At 67.0% G+C, this 21,040-nt stretch carries 22 protein-coding genes; 7 read left to right on the top strand and 15 right to left on the bottom strand.

Going from position 1 to position 21,040, the window contains the following annotated elements; genetic code table 11:
* Positions 1 to 335 precede the first annotated feature (335 nt).
* Complete coding sequence (locus tag FJ887_RS09960; protein WP_009377310.1) at positions 336 to 1,391, top strand: LCP family protein; 1,056 nt, start codon at positions 336 to 338, stop codon at positions 1,389 to 1,391.
* Positions 1,392 to 1,542: 151 nt separating this feature from the next.
* On the opposite strand, the gene FJ887_RS09955 is transcribed toward FJ887_RS09960, so the two are convergent.
* The 5 genes from FJ887_RS09955 to FJ887_RS09935 all read right to left on the bottom strand — a co-directional run bounded on the left by FJ887_RS09955 (position 1,543) and on the right by FJ887_RS09935 (position 5,132).
* A complete protein-coding gene (locus tag FJ887_RS09955; protein ID WP_009377308.1) occupies positions 1,543 to 1,884 on the bottom strand; it encodes an HIT domain-containing protein in 342 nt (113 codons plus the stop codon).
* Positions 1,885 to 1,997: 113 nt separating this feature from the next.
* Positions 1,998 to 2,204: a hypothetical protein gene (locus FJ887_RS09950; RefSeq protein ID WP_009377306.1), complete on the bottom strand. Its 207-nt coding sequence runs from the start codon at positions 2,202 to 2,204 to the stop codon at positions 1,998 to 2,000.
* Positions 2,197 to 3,021 (bottom strand): RelA/SpoT-related domain-containing protein, encoded by an 825-nt coding sequence (locus FJ887_RS09945; RefSeq protein WP_081590981.1) that lies wholly within the window; start codon positions 3,019 to 3,021, stop codon positions 2,197 to 2,199. Before FJ887_RS09945 ends, FJ887_RS09950 begins: the two co-directional genes overlap by 8 nt.
* 258 nt (positions 3,022 to 3,279) lie before the next feature.
* Positions 3,280 to 4,761, bottom strand: coding sequence for an MDR family MFS transporter (locus FJ887_RS09940; RefSeq protein WP_250786210.1), 1,482 nt, complete (start codon positions 4,759 to 4,761; stop codon positions 3,280 to 3,282).
* Between the two features lie 5 nt (positions 4,762 to 4,766).
* On the bottom strand, positions 4,767 to 5,132 hold the full coding sequence (locus tag FJ887_RS09935) for a DoxX family protein (protein WP_009377301.1): 366 nt from the start codon (positions 5,130 to 5,132) through the stop codon (positions 4,767 to 4,769).
* 232 nt (positions 5,133 to 5,364) lie between these two features.
* Here FJ887_RS09935 and FJ887_RS09930 point away from each other — a divergent pair, with 232 nt between their 5' ends.
* Entirely contained in the window at positions 5,365 to 5,787 is a 423-nt protein-coding gene (locus FJ887_RS09930; RefSeq protein ID WP_223289975.1) for a winged helix-turn-helix transcriptional regulator, read from the top strand.
* A gap of 107 nt (positions 5,788 to 5,894) precedes the next feature.
* On the opposite strand, the gene ykgO is transcribed toward FJ887_RS09930, so the two are convergent.
* The 3 genes from ykgO to FJ887_RS09915 all read right to left on the bottom strand — a co-directional run bounded on the left by ykgO (position 5,895) and on the right by FJ887_RS09915 (position 8,223).
* The gene (gene ykgO / locus FJ887_RS09925) at positions 5,895 to 6,017 is read right to left on the bottom strand and encodes a type B 50S ribosomal protein L36 (RefSeq protein ID WP_009377295.1); all 123 of its coding nucleotides are present in this window, start codon (positions 6,015 to 6,017) and stop codon (positions 5,895 to 5,897) included.
* Between the two features lie 78 nt (positions 6,018 to 6,095).
* Positions 6,096 to 7,751, bottom strand: a complete 1,656-nt coding sequence (gene pgm / locus FJ887_RS09920) for a phosphoglucomutase (alpha-D-glucose-1,6-bisphosphate-dependent) (RefSeq protein WP_140955336.1) — start codon at positions 7,749 to 7,751, stop codon at positions 6,096 to 6,098.
* A 145-nt stretch (positions 7,752 to 7,896) separates the two neighbouring features.
* The gene (locus FJ887_RS09915) at positions 7,897 to 8,223 is read right to left on the bottom strand and encodes a rhodanese-like domain-containing protein (RefSeq protein ID WP_009377292.1); all 327 of its coding nucleotides are present in this window, start codon (positions 8,221 to 8,223) and stop codon (positions 7,897 to 7,899) included.
* A 298-nt stretch (positions 8,224 to 8,521) separates the two neighbouring features.
* Here FJ887_RS09915 and FJ887_RS18350 point away from each other — a divergent pair, with 298 nt between their 5' ends.
* The gene (locus FJ887_RS18350; RefSeq protein ID WP_140955335.1) at positions 8,522 to 9,301 is read left to right on the top strand and encodes a pyridoxamine 5'-phosphate oxidase family protein; all 780 of its coding nucleotides are present in this window, start codon (positions 8,522 to 8,524) and stop codon (positions 9,299 to 9,301) included.
* 90 nt (positions 9,302 to 9,391) lie between these two features.
* Here the strand turns inward: FJ887_RS18350 and FJ887_RS09905 are convergent, their stop codons facing one another.
* The 6 genes from FJ887_RS09905 to FJ887_RS09880 form a co-directional block, all read right to left on the bottom strand.
* A complete protein-coding gene (locus FJ887_RS09905; RefSeq protein ID WP_140955334.1) occupies positions 9,392 to 10,855 on the bottom strand; it encodes an FAD/NAD(P)-dependent oxidoreductase in 1,464 nt (487 codons plus the stop codon).
* Positions 10,852 to 11,214, bottom strand: a complete 363-nt coding sequence (locus FJ887_RS09900; RefSeq protein WP_140955333.1) for a (2Fe-2S)-binding protein — start codon at positions 11,212 to 11,214, stop codon at positions 10,852 to 10,854. Before FJ887_RS09900 ends, FJ887_RS09905 begins: the two co-directional genes overlap by 4 nt.
* Positions 11,211 to 12,476, bottom strand: a complete 1,266-nt coding sequence (locus FJ887_RS09895) for an NAD(P)/FAD-dependent oxidoreductase (RefSeq protein WP_100227434.1) — start codon at positions 12,474 to 12,476, stop codon at positions 11,211 to 11,213. Before FJ887_RS09895 ends, FJ887_RS09900 begins: the two co-directional genes overlap by 4 nt.
* 13 nt (positions 12,477 to 12,489) lie before the next feature.
* Positions 12,490 to 13,287, bottom strand: coding sequence for a GntR family transcriptional regulator (locus tag FJ887_RS09890; protein WP_063250414.1), 798 nt, complete (start codon positions 13,285 to 13,287; stop codon positions 12,490 to 12,492).
* Between the two features lie 35 nt (positions 13,288 to 13,322).
* On the bottom strand, positions 13,323 to 14,330 hold the full coding sequence (locus FJ887_RS09885; protein WP_140955332.1) for a proline racemase family protein: 1,008 nt from the start codon (positions 14,328 to 14,330) through the stop codon (positions 13,323 to 13,325).
* Positions 14,331 to 14,432: 102 nt separating this feature from the next.
* Positions 14,433 to 15,362, bottom strand: coding sequence for a dihydrodipicolinate synthase family protein (locus FJ887_RS09880; RefSeq protein ID WP_140955331.1), 930 nt, complete (start codon positions 15,360 to 15,362; stop codon positions 14,433 to 14,435).
* A gap of 165 nt (positions 15,363 to 15,527) precedes the next feature.
* Between FJ887_RS09880 and FJ887_RS09875 the strand changes: the two genes are divergently transcribed.
* From FJ887_RS09875 to FJ887_RS09860, 4 genes are all read left to right on the top strand, one after another.
* Positions 15,528 to 17,042: an alanine/glycine:cation symporter family protein gene (locus FJ887_RS09875; RefSeq protein WP_140955329.1), complete on the top strand. Its 1,515-nt coding sequence runs from the start codon at positions 15,528 to 15,530 to the stop codon at positions 17,040 to 17,042.
* Positions 17,043 to 17,205: 163 nt separating this feature from the next.
* Positions 17,206 to 18,492: an FAD-dependent oxidoreductase gene (locus FJ887_RS09870; RefSeq protein WP_140955327.1), complete on the top strand. Its 1,287-nt coding sequence runs from the start codon at positions 17,206 to 17,208 to the stop codon at positions 18,490 to 18,492.
* 77 nt (positions 18,493 to 18,569) lie between these two features.
* On the top strand, positions 18,570 to 19,424 hold the full coding sequence (locus FJ887_RS09865; protein WP_350457227.1) for an ABC transporter permease: 855 nt from the start codon (positions 18,570 to 18,572) through the stop codon (positions 19,422 to 19,424).
* A complete protein-coding gene (locus tag FJ887_RS09860; protein WP_101624409.1) occupies positions 19,417 to 20,184 on the top strand; it encodes an ABC transporter ATP-binding protein in 768 nt (255 codons plus the stop codon). The genes FJ887_RS09865 and FJ887_RS09860 overlap by 8 nt, the downstream gene beginning before the upstream one ends.
* Before the next feature lie 90 nt (positions 20,185 to 20,274).
* Here FJ887_RS09860 and FJ887_RS09855 read toward each other — a convergent pair whose 3' ends face one another.
* Positions 20,275 to 20,985, bottom strand: a complete 711-nt coding sequence (locus FJ887_RS09855) for an 8-oxoguanine DNA glycosylase OGG fold protein (RefSeq protein ID WP_140955323.1) — start codon at positions 20,983 to 20,985, stop codon at positions 20,275 to 20,277.
* Positions 20,986 to 21,040 lie beyond the last annotated feature (55 nt).

The raw sequence follows: 21,040 nt of genomic DNA, 5'->3' as shown, positions 1-21,040 counted from the left end.
CTGACCGGGATCCGTCGCCGTTCCGTCCTCTTCCGTTGGATCCTCCTGTTCTCGATGCGGAATCCGTGTCCGTCGTCGTGGGTGGTCATCACCTCGCCGAGGTGGTCCTCCGACCGGCATCGCCCCTTGCCGACCCGTCCCTCCAGGACGCCTGACGGCCCCCGCCGCAACCGGCTCCCGACCCGGCAAGCAGCCCTGCCATCAGGGGTTCGACAGGCCACGCGAATCGGCAGAGTGGGTCATCGGGACGTCATCGGACCCCTATACAATGAGCGGGATTGCCCACTCTCCTCTGCCGGCCCCTGCGCCGCCCCGAACCCAGATCCGGAGCGCCGATGACGGACAACAACCCGTTCGATGACATCTTCACCAACGACAACGACAGTGAGGAATCCCGGCGACCGCGACGGAAGAAGAAGCGCGTGTGGCGCAAGGTCCTCGTCGGCGTCCTCGTCGTCGTCGTCCTCGGCGTCCTCGGTGTCGGTGTCTACCTGTGGAACGTCGGTCGGTCCTTCGACGACAATGCCAATCAGCTCAGCGATGAGCAGGTCTTCGGTTCGCAGCGCCCCGAGGCGAAGAATGAGGAGGGCGGAACGAACATCCTCCTCCTCGGCTCCGACGAGCCGATGAAGGACGTCGACGTCAACTCCTCGCGCGGCCTGCGCTCGGACTCGATCCTCGTCATGCACCTGCCTGAGAACGGGTCGAACGTCCAGATCATGTCGATCCCGCGCGACAGCTGGGTCGACATCGAAGGCCAGGGCAAGGCGAAGATCAACGCGGCACTGTCCTACGGCGGACTGCCGTTGGCCGTGAAGACGGTCTCTGACTTCATCGGCACCCCCATCGACCACGTCGCCATCATCGACTTCGAGGGCTTCAAGGGACTCACCGACAGCCTCGGCGGGGTCCGGGTCAACTCCGAACAGGCGTTCACCCAGAACGGGTACACGTTCGAGAAGGGCGAGAACCTCCTCAACGGCGACGAGGCGCTCACCTTCGTGCGCGAGCGCAAGAGCTTCAAGGACGGCGACTTCCAGCGCGCCCGCAATCAGCAGGCGTTCATCAAGGGCCTTATCAATGAGCTCATCTCCGCCGACACCCTGTCGAATCCGGCGAAGATCCAGGAGATGGTCACCGAGTTCGCCCCGTACATGTACGTCGACTCCGGTCTCAACGCCCAGTACATCTCCTCGACCGCGTTCGCGATGCGCGACGTCCGCCCCGGCGACATCGAGTTCTTCACGTCCCCGACCGCCGGCGTCGGCCGTTCGGCCGACGGTCAGTCGATCGTCAACGTCGACCAGGACGAGCTGAAGAAGCTCCAGGACGCGTTCAAGAACGACACCGTCGACGAGTACGTCAAGTCTGCGCCCGAAGCGCACCTCTGATCATTTCGGTTCCGACGGCCCCTCGCCGAGGCGGTCCCGTCCTGGCCGTCGACGCGCAGTGACAGCTGAACCCCGTTCCGGGTGATCCTGGCAGCGGGGTTCTGCTGTGTGCCGCAGGCCTCCGCTCAGCTTCCCGGTGCCGCAACAACCTTCAGCCGAGCTGATCGGACAGCGACCGTCCACCGAGGAGATGAAGGTGCGGGTGCGTGATCTTCTGGTTCGTGTCCGGCCCAAAGTTCCAGGCGAGCCGGTATCCACGAGACTCGAAGCCCAAGGTGCGCGCAGTCTGAGCGGCCCGGCGCATCAGACGTCCGGCCCCCTCTGGCGAACTGTCGAGATACGAAGGCAGATCGGCTGCGTGCTCGCGCGGGAACAGGAGAACGTGTGCCGGGGTCATCGGGCGCAGTGGAGTGATGGCCAGACAGTCGTCATCTTCGAAGATGATCTCGGCCTCTTCGGTCCCGTTGGCGATCGCACACAGGATGCATGTCATGCCTCAATTCTGGCACCTGTCGAACCACAGTCTGATGACGCGACTGAACTCGCTCGAGGATGTGAGTCGTAGACAGACCTGGTGAGGGCCAGCCTCATGGCACGTCAAATGCGTCAAACTGATGAGGCGAAGTACCTCTGATGTGTCGAGCGCAGAGTCTCTTCATCTCGGCTCGTGAGAACCGCCAATTCCCAGTCGGAGCCGAAGTGAGTTTCGGCCAGCTCCATACGCCGTCGGACGGCGTCCTTGGACTCACCGAACTTCTCCAGAACCACGAGCTCAGCGGTGCGCTTGTTATAGGCGAGGACGAATTTAGTCATCACGGTCCCCTCTCACTAACGCGAGTAGCCTTTGCTCCATGTCGTGCAACGACCGCAGGATCGGCTCCTCACCCTTCTTGTCTTCATTGTACTTGGACGCCAGGATCTTGCGTGTGGCTTCGTCGACTGATTCGGAAACGTGAGACAAGTGACTGAGAAGGTTCAGGCGACCCTCGAACTCTGCGATGGTCCGTGATTCTTGCAGCATCGACACTACGAGGCTTCGCCCGGGAGCATTTGACGGCATACCTCCGTAGCGAATCTCTCGTCCCACAATCATCGCGAGAAGTTCATACGCGTTGGCCCATGCGCTCTGAAGCTGCGTTCGAAGCTGAATTTCGCATCGGCCCGCCGGATACTTGGTCAAGACGTGGACTGCACGATACCCACTGTGTTCGCCTCCACGCAGATCTTTAATGAAGACGTTCGCATCACCAACCTCGTCGCGAATTGTGGCCGCGACCGAATCAGCGAACGCAGTTTGCACCGAAAGAGACATATCGGCGTCGATGCGAACCCCTGCCAGGTCGCCGATGTTCTGCAATGGAGTCGAGCGATCTCGCCGGAGTTTTTCGATCAAAGTGCCAACTGTCTTTGGGCGCGATGTTCCGGGCGCCGCTGCCAATCCCAGTGGCGACCAATCGAGGCCCTCGAGGTGCTCCAGGACATCGCCAGAGAAGTCGAGGTACCACGCAAGTACCTCCTCATAATCTGGTGCCCTGCCTGGGGGCGTTGTTCCATCCCGGAGTGCCTTCCCGAGCGCCCTGAGGTCGTTTTGAGACCAAGGTGGCGTCTGCAGCCGAGGTGGATTGGCCATTTCGCAACTATAACCGGATGATCATCTGGCCTAGGGTCTTCGCGTGGCCGCAATCGAAATTCCTCCCAGACACAGCGAACCCCGTCCCAGGTGATTCTGGGGCGGGTTTTTGCTGTGTACCGCGGCATCCGCTCAGTCTCACCGAGGCGGTCGTCCGGAACCGTGCGAACCCCGCCGAGGCGGGTGATCACAGCAGAGCGCCCCGCCCCGGATTCCTCCGGGACGGGGCGCTCTGCGCTGCTCAGCTCTCTGGCCGGTTCATTTCGCGGCCGGCGACGCTGGGGCGGCGAGCGGGGCCGGGTTGCGGACGAACCAGCTGCCGACCACGGCGATGAGCGAGAGCACCGCGCCGGCGAGGAATGCCACCGAGACCCCGTCGGCTTGCGCGGCGACCGAGGCCGCGCCCGAACCGGCGGCCTGGACGGTGCCGATGCTGAGCACGGTGATGAACAGTGCCGTGCCGATCGCCCCGGCGACCTGCTGGATCGCGCCGACCGTCGCCGACCCGTGCGAGTAGAGCTGCGGGGTGAGCGATCCGAGCGCCGAGGTGAGCAGCGGCGTCATCATGAAGGCGACGCCGATCGAGAGCCCCATGTGTCCGAGGAGGACGAACCACGCCGGTGAGTTCTCGTCCAGCTGGGTGAGCGACCAGAGCACGGCACTGGCCATGAGCGCCCCGGGGATGACGAGCGGTCGCGGACCGAAGCGGTCGAAGAGGCGACCGACGATCGGCGCGGCCAGGCCCATGACGAGGCCACCGGGGAGCAGGAGCATCCCGGTCGTCACCGAATCGAGGGCGAGGACGTTCTGCAGGTAGATCGGCAGGAGGATGATCGAACCGAACATCGCCGCCATCATCACGACGACGAGGCCGATGGCCAGGGCGAACGTCCGTGACCGGAACACTCGCAGATCGAGCAGGGCCCGGTCGTCCCGCTGGAGGACGATCTGCCGCCAGATGAACAGTCCCAGGCTGAGCACACCGACGGCCAGGGCGGTCAGCGCTTGAGGGGCGGAATCGGGCGTGGCGCTGCCGAGGGTGCTGAACCCGTAGACGAGTCCACCGAAGCCGAAGGCGGACAGCGGCAGGGAGACCCAGTCCAGCGGTGAGTGGCTCTGTTCGCCGATGTTGCGCAGACGCAGCGCCCCGATGATCATCATGAGGATCGCCACGGGCAGGATCGTCCAGAACAGGAAGTGCCAGTTGAGCACGTTGAGGATGAACCCGGACAGCGTCGGTCCGAGGGCCGGGGCGACGGCCATGACGATCGTGATCCGTCCCATGAACCGACCGCGTTCGTGCGCGGGAACGAGGGTCATGATCGTCGTCATGAGCAGCGGCATCATCATCGCCGTGCCCGAGGCTTGGATGACGCGAGCGACGAGGAGGACGGAGAACTCCGGTGCGAGTGCGCCGAGCAGCGTTCCGGCGGTGAAGAGGCTCATCGCCAAGAGGAACACCTGTCGCGTGCTCAGGCGCTTGAGCAGGTAGCCCGTCGTCGGGATGACGACGGCCATCGTGAGCATGAAAGCCGTGGTCGTCCATTGGGCGAGGGTGAGCGTGACGCCGAGGTCGGTGACGAGGTGCGGGATGGCGACACCCATGACCGTTTCGTTGAAAAGGGTGACGAAGGCGGCGCCGAGGAGGAGCCAGATCACCCCGGTGCCTTTGCGCGGGGTCGCTGACTCGGGAGTCGGGTCAGCGGCCGCGGCCCGGTCGACTGCAGTGGATTCCCTCATCGTCATCAGACCCCTGCGATGCGCAGAACAGCGACAGCGAGTGCGACGACCATAACGATGATGTTCATGGTGAATGCCTCGTTGTGCTTCCTGTGGGCGAAGATCGCGAGGAACTGGATGAGGGCGAGCCCGAGTGCGGAGACGACGGTGAGCCAGGGGAGGATGCCGAGGAGTGCGGGCAGGATGATGCCGATCGCCCCGAGGACTTCGACGATGCCGATCCACCGGACCTGACCGGGTGTGTAGTCGAGGAGGGTGGGCATCGGCTTCGTCGAATTGTGCGGGCTGCGCACCTTGGCGAGGCCGGCCATGAGGAAGAGTGCGGCGAGGAGGCCGGAGAGGGCCCACGTGATGATGGAGAGAACGAGCATTGTGCCCCTTTCGGACGGTTCGTACTGTCAATAGTTACCAGTGGTAACCTAGATACCGTCGGTAATTATTCCGCAGGGTGTGGCACGCACAGCAACGTCACCGAGTCACACGGAGGTAACCATTTGACCTGGCCAGGGACGATCTCTGGGGTGGGTCGCCTCGGTGAGGAGGGGCACGACAGGGCCGCCGCACCGAGGCGAGTCGGCAGTGCGCGGGGAGGAGAGTAAGGCGATGACTGACCCATCAGTGAGGAACGATGCCCGTGGAGGCGTCGACGAACCGCGCATGGAGGCGATCTGTGAGGGTCCGAACGTCGACCCGGAGGTGTTCCGATCGATCCTCGCCCGCGTCGGCGACAAGTGGTCGATGATGCTCATCGGCATGCTGCAGGAGGGTCCGCGGAGGTTCTCCGAGCTCAAGTCGATGACTCCGGGGATCTCGTCGCGCATGCTCACGCAGACGCTGCGTCAGCTCGAGCGCGACGGTCTCGTCGAGCGGGAGATGTTCGCGGAGATCCCTCCCCGCGTCGAGTACCAGGTGACGCCGTTGGGCCTGTCCCTCGTGCCCGCCGTCCTCGCACTTGCCGAATGGGCGGCCACCCACACGGCCGAGATCGCTGCCAACCGCGACGCCTACGACGCGGCAGCAGAGTGAGAGACGTCCCCGCGGGGACGTCCTGGGCCGTCTCGCCGACGACCGCACACGAGAAGGGCGCCGGTTCCCGAGATGGGAACCGGCGCCCTTCTGCATGTCTCAGCTGATCAGCCCTGGCGCGACTTGAAGCGCGGGTTGAGCTTGTTGATGACGTAGGTGCGTCCGCGACGACGGACGACCTGCGAACCCGGCTGCTTCTTGATCGAGCGAAGGGAATTCCTGGCCTGCATGACTGCCTCCTAGTTGACGATTGAATGAGTCAACGGAGAACCAGGCGAGAGTATTCCGCAGGCCCTAGCGTCCGAGCCTCACCCCTGCGGCTGCTTGCCGAGCACCCCGTCGACGAGGGTGCGTGCATCGTGCTGGACGGCGCGCAGGTGGTCCTCGTCGCGCAGGGACTCGGCATAGATCTTGTAGACGTCCTCGGTGCCCGACGGTCGCACGGCGAACCAAGCGTTGTCGGTCGTCACCTTGAGTCCGCCGATCGGCGCGTCGTTGCCGGGTGCCGAGGTGAGCACCGAGGTGACGTCCTCCCCGCCGATCGTCGATGCGGTGACCTGCGAGGGTTCGAGGGCGCCGAGGCGGGCCTTCTGCTCGCGGTTGGCCGGCGCGTCCTGGCGGGCGTAGGCGCTCGTGCCGAACTTCTCGGCGAGCCCCGCATAGCGCTGTGACGGTGTCTGCCCGGTCTTCGCCGTCATCTCCGAGGCGAGCAGGGCGAGGATGATGCCGTCCTTGTCCGTCGACCACACCTTGCCACCTCGGCGAAGGAAGGACGCACCGGCGGACTCCTCACCTCCGAACGCGAGGGTCGAGTCGAGGAGGCCGGGGACGAACCACTTGAAGCCGACGGGGACCTCGAAGAGGCGGCGCCCGTGGGCGGCGACGACCCGGTCGACGATCGAGGAGGTCACGAGCGTCTTGCCGATTGCCGCCTCGGCGGGCCAGTCGGGACGGTTCTCCAGGAGGTAGTCGATCGCGGCCGCGAGGTAGTGGTTGGGATTCATCAGACCGGCGTCGGGGGTGACGATGCCGTGGCGATCGGCGTCGGCGTCGTTGCCGGTGGCGATGTCGTAGTCGTTCCGGGAGGCGATGAGGCCGGCCATCGCGAACGGCGACGAGCAGTCCATGCGGATGTTCTCGTCCCAGTCCAGCGTCATGAACGACCAGGTGGGGTCGAGTTCGGGGTGGACGACGGTGAGGTTGAGGTCGAAGTCCTCGGCGATGGCTGCCCAGTAGTCGACGCTCGCCCCGCCGAGCGGGTCCGCACCGATCCTCAGCCCGGAGTCGCGGATGAGGTCCATGTCGATGACCGAGGAGAGGTCGCCGACGTAGTTGGAGATGAAGTCGAAGTTCTCGGTGTTCTCGAGATGGAAGGCGCGCTGGAAGCTCGTGCGCGGGATCTTCTCCCACCCGGCTTCGAGGTAGGCGTTGGCGCGGTCGGCGATCCACTTCGTCGCCTCGGTGCCGGCGGGTCCACCGTGGGGCGGGTTGTACTTGATGCCGCCGTCGGCCGGGGGATTGTGGCTGGGGGTGATGATGATGCCGTCGGCCTGGGCGTCGCCGATCGACTTGCCCGCGTTGAAGCCGAGGATCGCATGGGAGAGCGCAGGGGTCGGCGTGTAGCCGTCGCGTTCGTCGATGAGGGCGGGGACGTCGGCGGCGGCGAGGACCTCGAGGGCGGTGAGGAACGCGGGTTCGCTCAGCGCGTGGGTGTCGCGGCCGAGGAAGATCGGTCCGCGCACACCGTGATCCTTGCGGTAGTCGACGATGGCCGCGGTGATCGCGGCGATGTGGGCTTCGTTGAAGGCCCGATTGAAGCTCGAGCCGCGGTGCCCCGAGGTCCCGAAGCTCACGGCCTGTCCCGGCACCGACGGATCGGGGACGAGGTCGTAATAGGAGTCGAGGAGTGCGGGGACGTCGATGAGGTCCCTGTCCTGGGCGAGTTGGCCGGCACGAGTAGTCATATGCCTACCTTGCCAAACACGTTCGCCTCGACACAGTCAGGGCCCCCGAGTTCTTGCATCGTGGACGCAGACGCCCATGCATGAGGGCAGGTCACAGGCGGTAGTCAGCCCACGTCCAGGGTCGCGGCGTCGTGCCGCGACCGCTTCACTTCACCCAGGGTTCCTGGCCGGTCTCCGAGACGATGGGCTTGCCGTTGTCGATGTTCCACGAACCCATGCCGCCTTCGACGTTGTAGGCGTCGAAGCCGTTGAGGTTGAGCCACGCCGTCGCCCGCAGCGACCGTCCGCCGGTGCGGCAGATGATGTACATGTCGTCGTCGAGCGGCAGATCGTCGAGGCGTTCGGGCAGTTCGCCGAGGGGAACGTGGATCGCGCCCTCGATGTGTCCGGCTTCCCACTCGTCGTCCTCGCGCACGTCGATGATCGCGGCGCCGTCGGGGATCTCGGTCACGGTGACAGATGGTTCGCTCATGCCTCCCAGTGTAGGACCGTGCCCAGGCGGCCGCATCAGCCCCATCCCCTCGCCGAGGCGGTCGGACCGTCCCCGGTGGCTCTGCGGTTCCGCAGTCGCAGCGTTTCGCCGAGGTGGCCGAACGCGCGCAGGCGAGTGCGGTGCGCCCGGCGCCGGTTGAGAACCGCCAGTTGAGACAAGGCCACTGTTGTTTTCGGCGCGCTCGTGTGAGAATGACGGCATGACCGTCCGTGGCCTGCCGGGCAACCGCTCGCGTGCAGGCGCTCGGGGACGGAATCCGTCTGCGAAGGGGAGCATCATGAGCCGCAACAGGAATGAGTCCAACGGAGAAGAGACGGCACGCGACGCCGCTGCCGGCCTCGACCACGCGACCGAGAAGATCGGCGGCACCGCTGACATCGAACAGGGCGCGAAGGTCGGCTACACCGAGGAGAACGTCGAAGCTCGCGCTCAGGAGACCGCGACCGCCGAGGGCTTCACTCTCTACCGCAACCCGGACGGCTCGCACACCGCGATCGACGAGTCCGCGACCGTCGGCTACGCCGCGACCGGCCCGCAGCGCGACGCCACCGACCGCCGCCACCGACGGGAGGAGTCCGCAACCGACGGCCTCGACCAGCGCGACGTCGTGCGCATCCTCCGCGACGCCAAGTACGTCATGCTCACGACAGCGCTCGCCGACGGCAAGCTCCTCGCCCACCCGATGGCGCCGCAACAGGTCACCGACGATGCCGACGTCTGGTTCTTCATCGGCCTCGACGGTGATCAGGCCGGGGCCCTGCGGCAGAACCCGCACGTCAACATCGCCGTCTCCGAGGCCGGGAACTGGCTTTCGGTAGCCGGCATGGTCGAATTCGTCGACAGCCAGGCGAAGATCGACTACCTCTGGAACGACGATGCGGCCACATGGTTCGAGGGCGGCAAGGAGGACCCGAACCTCGGCCTCCTCCACGTCGTCACCGACTCCGCCCAGCACTGGGGGCTCAAGGGCGGGAAGGTCGCGGGCCTTGCGCAGATGATCAAGGCCAAGGTCACCGGCCAGCGTCCCGAAGGCGGAAGCCAGACGACGGAGCTCTGAGCCAGGTCCTCGGTCAAGCCGGAGCGCACTTTTCGACGGTTCCTCGCTTCGATATGTGCGCTCCGGCTTGACCGACAACGGTCTTCGGCGTCACAGGTCGAAGAACGTCGACAGCGGCACCGGTTGCGCGACCGGTCGCTTCATCGTCTGCGCGAGTGACGCAGCTGCATCCTCGGCGTGCGCCGGATGGCCGGCACCGGGTGCAGCCTCGCCGCCGCGACCCGACAGGCACGTCACGGCGAACCCGCACTCGCGGCCCTGGCACCAGCCCATGCCGGCACGCGTCATGTTCTTCTGCGACCGGGCATCGGTGGCGGCCAGCCCGTCGCGAGCACGGACGATCGCACCCGCCGGCACCTCCTCGCACCGGCAGACGATTGTGTCCTCGCCGAGGCGGCCCTCCCACCCCGCAGGCACCGGATGAGCCCGGTGCATCGATGCGGCGAACGCCCGGTGGCGAGCGATCGTCGCCCGCTCGGCGCGCAGCCCCGGCGCCGTCCGCCCGGTGACCTCAGCGGCGGCGACGGCTCCGGCCACACGACCCTCGGCCACCGCGAGGGCAGCACCGCCGACCCCGGTGACCTCGCCTGCGAGGAGGAGCCCGGGCTCCGAGGACCGCTGACCCTCGTCGACGACGGCGACGAGCGACCCGTCGACATCGACCCGTGTGTCCGCCCCGAGGGCGACCGGCAGCTCGAGCTGCGGGGTGAACCCCCACCCCAGACCGACCGCGTCGATGTCGTCGAGGATCCGTTCAGTGCCGGCAACCACCTCGCCGAGGCAGTCGATCCGTGCCGTGCGCACGGCCTCGACCCGATCGTCGCCGAGGATCTCCGTGATCACGGTCTGGGTCCGATAGGGGATGCGCTCGCGGAGGAACGTCCACGCGTAGCCGGCACCTTCGAGCGCCTTCTCCGGCACCCTTGCGGCCGACCTCATGTGCGGCAGCCACCCGGTGAGGCGGGAGGATTCGAGGACGGCGGCGACCTCGCCGCCGAGCCGGACGACGGTGTCGGCGACGGGGAGGAGGAACGGGCCGGTGCCGGCGATGACGAAGCGCCTGCCCGGCAGCAGGTCGTTCTGCTTCGCGAACCCCTGGATGCCGCCGGCGGCCATGACCCCGGGCAGGTCCCAGCCGGGGATGGGGATCTGCCGGTCGTAACCGCCGGTGGCGATGATGAGGCGCGACGCCCGGACGACCGGGTCGGGAGACTGTCCGGGGCCGTGGCTCGGGGCGAGCCGCAGGATGAAGCCGTCCTCGCCCGCTGCCACCGCCCACACCGAGGTTGAGGGCCGGAAGTCGATGACGCCGGTGGCGATGCTCGCATCGAAGGCCGCCCGCAGAGCGAGGTAGTCGTCCCACCCGTGGTGGAGGTGCCCGTCATCGCCCGCCGAGGCTTCGGTGCGGTGCCGCCAGAACTGACCTCCCGGTTGGATGGCCGAATCGACGACGAGGATGGTCGACGCTCCGCCGGCGGCAGCGGCATTCGCTGCCGCGAGGCCGGCCGGCCCGGCTCCGATGACGGCGATGTCTGCCGTGAGAGCGGGACTCATCGTCTGCCCCGATTGTCGGCGGTCGTCCCATCGTCACCGCGGGGAGGTGGGCCGTCGGCGCGGGAAGGCCGACCGCCACCGCGGGGTGTCGGACGCACCCGACGAGCGTGTCCGCCCGCACTGCGGATGTCCATGCCCTCGGCGAGCGGGATCATGCACGCCCGCTGCCCGGTCTGACCGTCGATGTCGACGAGGCAGTCGAAGCACACGCCGATCCCGCAGAAGAGTCCGCGCGGCCGACCAGCCCGGGTCGTCCGCCAGCTCGTGCGTCCCGAAGCGAGGAGGGCGGCGGCGACGCTCGCTCCCGCGGGCGCGCTCAGCGGGGATCCGTCGAAGGACGCGGTGACCTCATCGCTCATGCCGACTCCTCCCTCCATGTGGGGACAGCATTTCGCCCTGTCGCCTCGACCCCCGCCGGCCCGACGATCCCCGAATCCCCGGTGACTTCTGCCGGCCCGTCGAGGAGTCCCGACTGCTCGAACCGTTCGGGGGCGAACGGCGTGAGGTCGCGGTCCGCGTCCTCGCCTGCCATCGCCTGGGCAAGGAGCTTGCCCGTGCCCACCGACAGTCCGATGCCCGCACCTTCATGACCGCACGCATGCCAGAGCCCCGGCGCTCTCGGATCGGGTCCGATGACCGGCAGGTGATCGGCGCAGTACGGGCGGAAGCCGTGGTAGTGGCGGAGGATGCGGGTGTCTGAGAGGAACGGGAAGAGGGCGGCGGCGTTGCGGGCAATCGCCCCGAGCGCCTCACTGCTCACCCGTTCGTCGAAGCCGACGCGCTCCCGGCTCGAACCGACGAGGATCGTCCCGGCCGGGGTTCCCTCGACGACGGGGCTCGCCTGGAGGTCGTCGGCGGAGCTGCCGACATTGTCGATGTACTCGGCGGCGTAGACCTTGTGGGCGATCATCGGCGGCAGGGGTTCGGTGACGAGGACGAAGCCGCGCCGCGGCAGGACGGCAAGCTCGATCCCGGCCATCGCAGCGATCTCGCTCGCCCACGTCCCTGCGGCATTGACGATGTGCCCGGCGGAGTACGACCCGGTCGGCGTCCGCACCCCGGTGACCCGATCGCCGGCACGCAGCAGCTCGACGACGGGGGAGTCGGTGACGAGCCGCGCCCCGCGGTCCTCGGCAAGGGCGAGAAGATGGCCGGCGGCGAGCATGGGCTGGACCTGGGAGTCATCGGGATAGAACGCGGCCCCGAGCGCCTCGGCGGTGATATGGGGTTCGAGCTCGCGCAGCTGATTCGGATCGAGGGGGATCGCTTCGACGCCGAAGGCCCGCTGGGCGGTGGTCACCCGGTCGAGGGAGGCCAGGCTCGATTCGCGGGAGGCGACGATGATCCCGCCCTTGGCCTCGAACTCCCAGCGGTCGGCGAACTCGGCGAGTTCGCCCTTCCACAGGCTCAGCGAATACTGGGTGAGCGCGAGCTCGGGTCCGAGTTCCTTGTCGGAGACGAGGAGGTTGCCCTCACAGCGGGACGAGGTTCCCGAGGCGGGCAGACCGCGCTCGACGACGGTGACGCTCAGACCCGCGCGGGTCGCATAGTAGGCGATCGCGCTGCCGACGATGCCGGCGCCGATGACGAGAACGTCGCTGGTCCCGTCCGGCCGCCTCATGCGCCCGAGCCCATCACGGTGCATCTCCCAGGCCGCCCGAACCTCCCGCGCCGCCTCCCAAACTCGCACCGCCGGCACTCGCACTGCCGGCGCTCCTACCACCGGCACCTGCGCCGCTGGCACCCCTACCGCCGACACCCCCAGCGTCGCCCGCCTCGCCGCCGGTCGCCCAGATCGAGCGGGCATGGCCGATGTGGGCGCGCATGAGCGCTTCGGCGCCCGCCCCGTCACGGTCGCGGAGGAGACGGATGAGCTCATGATGCTCCTGCGCGGAGGCGACGAGCCTGCCCTGGCGGGCGAGCGCGGCGATGCCGTAGAGGCGGGTGCGCAGGCGCAGGGAGGTCGCGAGTTCGGTGAGCTGCGGGTTGTCGGCATAGGAGAGGACGCGCGCGTGGAAGCTGCGGTCGTGGGCGAGGTACTCGGCGAGGTCCTCCTCGGCGGCACCCCGGGCGCACGCATCGGCGAGCGCCGTGAGCTCGGCGAAGGCCTCCTCGGTGATGTTCTCGGCGACTGCGTGCATGACGGGCGGTTCGATGAGGAGGCGGATCGCGGCGAGGTCGTCGAGGTCCTTGTCCGTCATCGTCGTCACCCGGAAGCCCTTGTTCTTCACGGTCTCGACAAGGCCCTCGCGGGAGAGGTCCATCATCGCCTCGCGCACCGGGGTCGCCGAGACCCCGAGCTGCTCGCCGAGGACCGGCGCCGAGACGAGCTCCCCCTCGGCGAGGTCGCCGGTGATGATCGCCGTGCGCAGGCGGCCCAGCACGGTCTCGCGCAGGTTCTTCGGGCGATCGAGGCGGGGGAGATCCGGCACGGGAGAGTCCTTTCGTCGGCTGACTACGAGGATACTCATAGGAGGAATCCCGCCGGGAACGGATCGGACGGATCGAGGAAGTACTGGGCGGTGCCGGTCACCCAGGCCCGGCCGGTCACGGTCGGCACGACCGCGGGACGGCCACCCACCTTGGTCTCCCCGACGAGTCGGCCGACGAACCGGGACCCGATGTAGGACTCGTTGACGAAGTCGGTCTCGAGCGGCAGCTGCCCGCGCGCGTGGAGCTGGGCCATCCGCGCGCTCGTGCCCGTCCCGCACGGGGACCGGTCGAACCAGCCCGGGGAGATCGCCATCGCGTGCCGGGACCGTGCGGCATCCGAGCCCGGGGCCGTGAGGTAGACGTGGTGGAGGCCGCTGATGTCGTCGCGCTCCGGGTGGACGGGCGGATCGCTCGCGTTGACCGCGTCCATGATCGCCAGCCCCGCCGCGAGCAGCTCGTCCTTGTTGCTCCGGTCCTCCCGGAACTCGATGCCGAGGCTCTCGGTGTCGACGATCGCATAGAAATTGCCCCCGAACGCGAGGTCGTAGGTGACTGTTCCGAGGCCCGGCACCTCCACCTCGGCGCCGAGGCGGTCGGAGAAGGAGGGGACGTTCGTGATCGTCACGGAGTCGGCGTGACCGTCGGTGACGGCCACCTCGGCGAGGACGAGACCTGCCGGAGTGTCGAGGCGGATCGTCGTCACCGGTTCGCTCACCTCGACCATTCCCGTCTCGACGAGGACGGTGGCGACGCCGATGGTCCCATGTCCGCACATCGGCAGGCATCCGGAGACCTCGATGTAGAGGACACCCCAGTCCGCGTCGGATCGGGTCGGGGGTTGGAGGATCGCCCCCGACATCGACGCGTGCCCGCGGGGTTCGGTCATGAGCAGGGTGCGCAGCTCGTCGCGGTGGGCAATGAACCATGCGCGGCGCTCGGCCATCGTCGCTCCCGGGAGCACGCCGACCCCGCCGGTGATGACGCGGGTGGGCATGCCCTCGGTGTGCGAGTCGACGGCGTGAAAGACGCGAGACGTGCGCAAGACGGCCTCCTCGTTGATGGCCAGGGCCCCTCGACGGTGAGGGGATGCCGATCGGGTGACCGGGTCCCGGGAGGTCCCCGGGATCCGGTCTTCGCATGATATCTAGAGCGCCGAGGCGGTCGCCCGGGTCTCGGTCGCGTATCCCTTGGCGGCCGCGGCCTCGGTGTCGGCGACGATGCGCTCGACCAACGGCTGGGACAGCGGCAGGCGCGGGGGACGGCAGAGTCCGCCGCGCAGGCCGAGGACGTCCATCGAGAGTTTGATCGCCTGAACGAACTCGGTCTTCGAGTCCCAGCGCAGGAGCGAGTGGAGGTCGCGGTAGATCTCCTGGGCGCGGACGAGGTCGGCGACGTCGCCGGAGGTGCACAGCTCAAAGAGCTCGATGCACGCGCGGGGGATCGCGTTCGGGTAGCCCGAGACCCAGCCGACAGCGCCGGCGAGGCCGACCTCGAGGACGGTGTCGTCGGTGCCGATGAGGATGTCGAGGGTGGGAGCGAGCTCCTTGATCTCGTAGATGCGGCGAGGGTCGCCGGAGAACTCCTTGACGCCGACGACGTGGCCGGCGGCGTGGATCTCGGCGATGAGCTCGGGGACGAGGTCGACCTTCGTGTCGATGGGGTTGTTGTAGGCGACGACGGGCAGGCCGACGGAGGCGACCCTCGCGTAGTGATCCCTGACGATCTCGGCGTCGGCTCGGTACGTGTTCGGGGGCAGCTGCATCACCGAGGTGGCGCCGGCCTCCGCTGCCTGCTCCGCCCACCGCTGGGACTGGAGGGCTCCGTAGGCGCCGGTGCCGGCCATGACGTGGAAGCCCGCGGGGCTCGCCTCGACCGCGGTGGTGATGACACGGGCGCGTTCGTCGTCGGAGAGCGTCTGGTACTCGCCGAGCGAGCCGTTGGGGGCGACTCCGTCGCAGCCATTGGCGGCGAGCCACGCGACGTGCTCGGCGAAGGCGTCGTAGTCGACGGCGTAGTCGTCGGTGAACGGCAGGGCGGTGGCGACGATGACACCGTGCCAGGGCTTGGTCGACATGGGTTCTCCCTCTGGTTCGATCGCATCTTCTTTAATGCGGTGTGACATGTTACTGTGCAATGGTACACACATGGGGTGGCGTGTGTCACGTTCCCCGGTTCCCAGTTCCACAGTCCCGTTTCCGCAGTCCCTGTCACTGAGTCCATGTCACAAAGGAGTCGACCTATGGACGACCTGCTCGACGTCATCGGCACGATCAACACCGGCATCTGGAATCCCATGGCCTATATGGCCCTCGGCCTCGGCCTGCTCTACACGATCTGGACGGGAGCGGTGCAGATCAGACGACTGCCCGATCTCGTGAAGATCCTCAAGGAGAGCTCCGCCGGCGACGAGGGAGGGATCTCGAGCTTCCAGGCGCTCGCCCTCACCCTGTCGAGCCGCGTCGGCGTGGGCAACATCGCCGGTGTCGCCACGGCGATCGCCGTGGCCGGGCCCGGTGCCCTGTTCTGGATGATCGTCATGGGCATCCTCGGCGGGGCGACGGCGTTCGCCGAGTCGACGCTCGCCCAGGTCTTCAAGCGCCGCATCGACGGCGAGTACCGCGGCGGCATCCCCTACTACATCGAGCGCGGCCTCGGACAGAAGTGGCTCGCCGTCATCGCCGCCGCTGCCACCGTCATCCTCTACGCGATCCTCGCCCCCGGCGTGCAGAGCTTCAACATCGCCAACAGCGCCAACGTCGCCTTCGGCACCCCCGAATGGGTGACCGGCCTCATCGTCGCCGTCGTCTTCGGCATCATCGTCATCGGCGGGACGAAGCGGATCACCGCGGTCGCCGACAAGGCGGTGCCGTTCATGGCCGCCGGCTACATCCTGCTCGCGGTCGTCGTCATCGTCGTCAACCTCGACAAGGTGCCCGCCGTCATCGCGCTCGTCTTCAGCTCGGCGTTCGGCGTCCACGAGGTCTTCGGCGGCATCGTCGGCGCGGCCGTGGCGTGGGGTGTGCGCCGGGCCGTGTTCTCCAACGTCGCCGGCGTCGGTGAGGGCACCTACGCCTCGGCGGCGGCATCGGTCTCCCACCCGGCCAAGCAGGGCATCGTCCAGGCGTTCTCGATCTACGTCGACACGGTCCTCGTGTGCTCGGCGACGGGGATCATGATCCTCATGACCGACAGCTACAACGTCGTCACCGAGGCGGGGCGGACCCTGATGGAGAACATGCCCGGGATCGAACCCGGCACGGAGAACACCCAGGTCGCCCTCGACTCGGTCTTCCCCGGCTTCGGGTCGGTCTTCGTCGCCCTCGCCCTCTTCCTCTTCGCGTTCACGACGCTCATCGCGTTCAACTACATCTCCACCTCGGCGGCCGCATACCTCTTCAAAGGTGCCGCGCTGCGGATCGTCACCCGCATCCTCCAGGTCCTCATGGTCGTCATCGCGTTCCTCTCCGCGGTCCTTCCCGCGGACCTCATCTGGGGCATCGGCGACATCGGCTACGGATCGCTCGGCTGGATCAACATGATCTGCCTCGTCTTCCTCGCCCCGCTCGTCGCGAAGGTGCTCCGCGACTACACGGCGCAGAAGAAGGCGGGACTCGACCCGGTCTTCGATCCGATCAAACTCGGCATCCGCGGCGCCGACGCGTGGACGGGGGAGAATCCGCCGGCCGCCGTCGCCGTCGCCCGCGCCAACAACAAGAAGCTGGCGGGCCGAGAGGCGGACGCGCGCCAGCGGTAGCAACGCCCTCGCTCAAGCCGAAGCGCACTTTTCGCCGCGAGGAACAGTCGAAAAGTGCGCTTGTGCTTGAGTGAACCAGCCACCCACCGAGCAGTGACGACGCTCACTCCGGCGCGCGCCTCACCCGGTCTGACATGGGGCGGTCCCGGTCTAGCATGGAGCTATGGGGAAGCAGATCGTCATCATCGGTGCCGGCTTGGCCGGGACCACCGCCGCCAGAGAGTTCAGCCAGGCAGGCCAGCCCGTCACCCTCGTCGACCCGGAGGCGGGTGACACGTACGAGCGGCCCCCGCTGTCGAAGCACCTCTTCGACGACGCCCGCTACCACCTGCCCTACCACCTCGAGTCCGATGAGGGCATCACCTACGTCCGGCATCGCGCCGTCTCCCTCACCCTCGCCGAGGCGGGAGCCGAGATCGCCGGGACCGTGCACCTGGCCTCGGGGGAGACCCTCGACTTCACGCACTGCATCCTCGCGACGGGAATGGAGGCCGACCGGCCGGAGATCCCCGGGTACCCGGATGCGCTGCCGGTCTACAACCTCGGCGAGGCGGAGTGGATCCGCGGCTTCGTCGCCGAGGCGGGGGACCCGCTCGACGTCGGCGTGCTCGGGTCCGGGTACCTCGGGATCGAGGTAGCCAGCGCCGCCGTCGCTGCCGGACACAAGGCGACGGTCTACCTGCGCGGGACCGAGCCGCTGCGCCGGCAGCTCTCGGCACCGGTGCGGCAGGCGCTCTTCGCCAAGCACAAGGAGGCCGGCGTCCGCTTCGTCACCGAGCACACCGATGCCGCGGCGATCCCGCAGGGCGTCCACGATCTCTTCGTCACGAGCGTCGGCGCCCGTCCAGTGCGGATCCCCATCAACGGGTCCCTGCCGACGACCGACGAGCATCCCGCCGATCCCGAAGGCACGGTGGCGGGGGAGGCGCCGACGTTCGCGTGGGACGTCGACGCGCACCTGCGCACCGCCTACCCGGGAGTATGGGCGGCAGGTGATTGTGCCCACATCGTCGGCGGCCGGTTCCCGGTCAACCATCCGTGGGCCTGCGAGCCGGTCGCCGAGAGCCACGGGAAGTACCTCGCCGAGCAGATCCTCGCCGAGGATGCCGACGGTGGCGCACGGGACGGGGCGACCGCCTCGGCGGGGGTGGAGCCCTGGACCGACGTTCCGTGGCATTGGAGCTTCCAGGGCCCGGAGAAGGTCTTCACGGCGGGTCTGACCAGCCCTGATGCCACGGACACGATTGTCCGCAGCGATCCCAGCGGGGCGAAGTTCCAGGTCTTCCACTTCGCGGGACCGGAGCCGGAGGCCGAGCTCGTCGGCGTCGAAACGCTCAACTGGCCGCCCATGCAGGCCGCCGCACGGCGGGTCCTCGCCGGCTCCAATCGTCCGACGCGCGCGCAGCTCGACGACCCCGAATTCGACTTCAAGGCTCACAGCCGCTTGTGAGACCGGTACGCGGTCATCGCGTAGACTTCCTGTGTTCAAACCCCATTGCCGACGAGAGAATCTTTACCTACATGGACATGGCCAAGCTTGCTGCCGAGCATGGACTCGACAGAGTGGGTGGGCGGCCGTCTCTCCCCCAATACATCAAGCAGCTGTGGAAGCGCAGTGACTTCACGCTGACGCTGTCCCGGTACCGGATCCAGTCGGAGAACGAACGCAATCGGCTCGGCATGCTCTGGGTCGTGCTGCGCCCGACGTTCTCGGCGATCATCTACGGCACGATCTTCGGTGTGCTGCTCAAGGGTGCAGGAGTGCGGCCTCCGGACTTCGTGCCCTTCGTCGTCATCGGCGTCTTCATGCTCGAGTTCTTCAACTCGTCGATGAACGGCGGTGCGAAGTCGATCATCTCGAACGCCTCTCTCGTCCAGTCACTGCCGTTCCCGCGCATCGTCCTGCCGATCGCGACGGTCATGCAGAACCTCCTCAACTTCATGCCGACGATGGCGCTGATGATCATCGTCGCGGTCATCTACGGGGCCAGGCCGTCCTGGGAGTGGCTGCTCTTCATCCCGCTCATCCTCCTCTTCTGGATCTTCTGCCAGGGTGTGGCGTTCATCTTCGCCCGCATCACCGTCCATTTCCGGGACCTCAGCCAGGTCACGCCGTTCATCTCCCGGATGATCTTCTACACCTCGGGTGTGTTCTTCTCCCTCGATGAGATGATCGACCGGTTGGGCAGGCCCGACCTGCAGCCCCTGGCGGACTGGCATCCGCTCAACGAGGTGCTCTCGATCTCGCGCGGCATCCTCATGAACGGCTACGAGATCCCCTACGAATACTTCGGGTACTTCGCCATCTGGGCCGCGGTGATCTTCGCCTTCGGCTTCGTCTTCTTCTGGCAGGCCGAGGAAAGGTACGGTCGCGATGAGTGAGAACACGACTCCCGGCGAGACGAACGAACCGCATTCGCCCGTCGTCGTCTGCGACGACGTCCACGTCGTCTACAAGACACTGGCCACGGGCAAGAAGCTCAAGCTCGGCGGTGCCGGCGGCATGCTCCAGAAGACCCGCGGGCTGCGTGAGGTCCATGCGCTCAAGGGCGTGAGCTTCGTGGCGTACGCGAACGAGTCGATCGGTGTCATCGGTAGCAACGGCTCGGGCAAATCGACGCTCATGCGCACGATCACCGGCCTGACCCCGGCATCGCAGGGTGCCGTGTACGCGAGTGCGCGGCCGAACCTCCTCGGCGTCGGTGCCGCGCTCATCCCCGACCTCTCAGGCGGACGCAACATCATCCTCGGCGGACTGGCCCTCGGGATGACCCGATCGCAGATCGAAGCGAAGTTCGACGACATCGTCGACTTCACCGGCCTCGGCGACTTCATCGACATGCCGATGCGCACGTACTCCTCGGGCATGTCGCAACGCCTCAAGTTCGCCATCGCCACCGCGGTGCAGCACGAGATCCTCATCGTCGATGAGGCACTCGCCGTGGGCGATAAGAAGTTCCAGCAGCGCAGTGAGGGCCGGATCCGTGAGATCCGCGAGAACGCCGGTACGGTCTTCCTCGTCTCGCATTCGATGCGCTCGATTCGCGATACGTGCAATCGCACGCTGTGGATCGAAAAGGGCGTTCTGCGGGCCGACGGCCCCACCGATGACGTCGTCAAGGAGTACGAGTCGTACAAGTAGGGGAGTGGTCGTCGACCGAGCTCAGGCCGACGATCGGTTCATTCAAAGACTGTGGGCGCCCGGATGATCCGGGCGCCCACAGTCCTTCACTCAGAGCGCTTCGAGGTTTCTCTCGGCTTCTTGTGCATCGCGGATGAGTCGGAATATCCGCTCCTCGACTTGAGCGGGGCCGAGGCCGTGGAGCTCCTCTCCCCACGATGAGAGCAGCGAGACGTAGGTTTCGTACCCGGGGGTCTTGCCAGCCCTGATCGTGATGTCGTGATCGTGCAACCAGTCGAGAACCAAACGGTCGAGAATCGGGGCAACCCCGGCAGGATCAGTCGCTGTCGCCGCCGTGGAGAAGTGCAGCCATTTGGTGAAGAAAGCGGGCCCGAGGTGCTTGATGTAGGCCTCATTGTTCATTCGGCAGTACCCCGCGATGGGGCCCTCTGCAGCGGCAACTCGATATCCTTCGGCGAGCTTGCGGACGACCGATTGATCCACCTGAGATTCCATGGGTGTATTCGACTGCGTGAGTACGCGGGCCACCCGGTACGGACCGTAGCCGGAGTTCCCATGGCCCCAGATCATTACGGGAACGAAAGCGGAGATGGGATCGTTGTGTGCGTGCGTGGCGACGAGTTCGGTGACCGTTGGTCGATCCAGTGCTGCCGGCAGGTCGTCGATGAATGGGCCGAGTTCGTCCAAGTGCCCGAGCCATCGAGACCAGGATTCCCGCGGATAGGAGAACGCCATTTGTGCGTCGAAGGGGCGGTCCAAAAATGTGAGGAGGTCAGCCGGAACCTCGTGTGAGGGGATCATGAACTCACTCTAACGGCCAATGTGACTGTGGGCGCCCGGATGATCCGGGCACCCA

Origin of the sequence: Brevibacterium sp. XM4083 (assembly GCF_006489205.2) — a bacterium.
GTDB lineage: Bacteria > Actinomycetota > Actinomycetes > Actinomycetales > Brevibacteriaceae > Brevibacterium.
The sequence above is the reverse complement of the archived record's forward strand: the minus strand, read 5'-3'. Positions and strand labels throughout refer to the sequence as shown.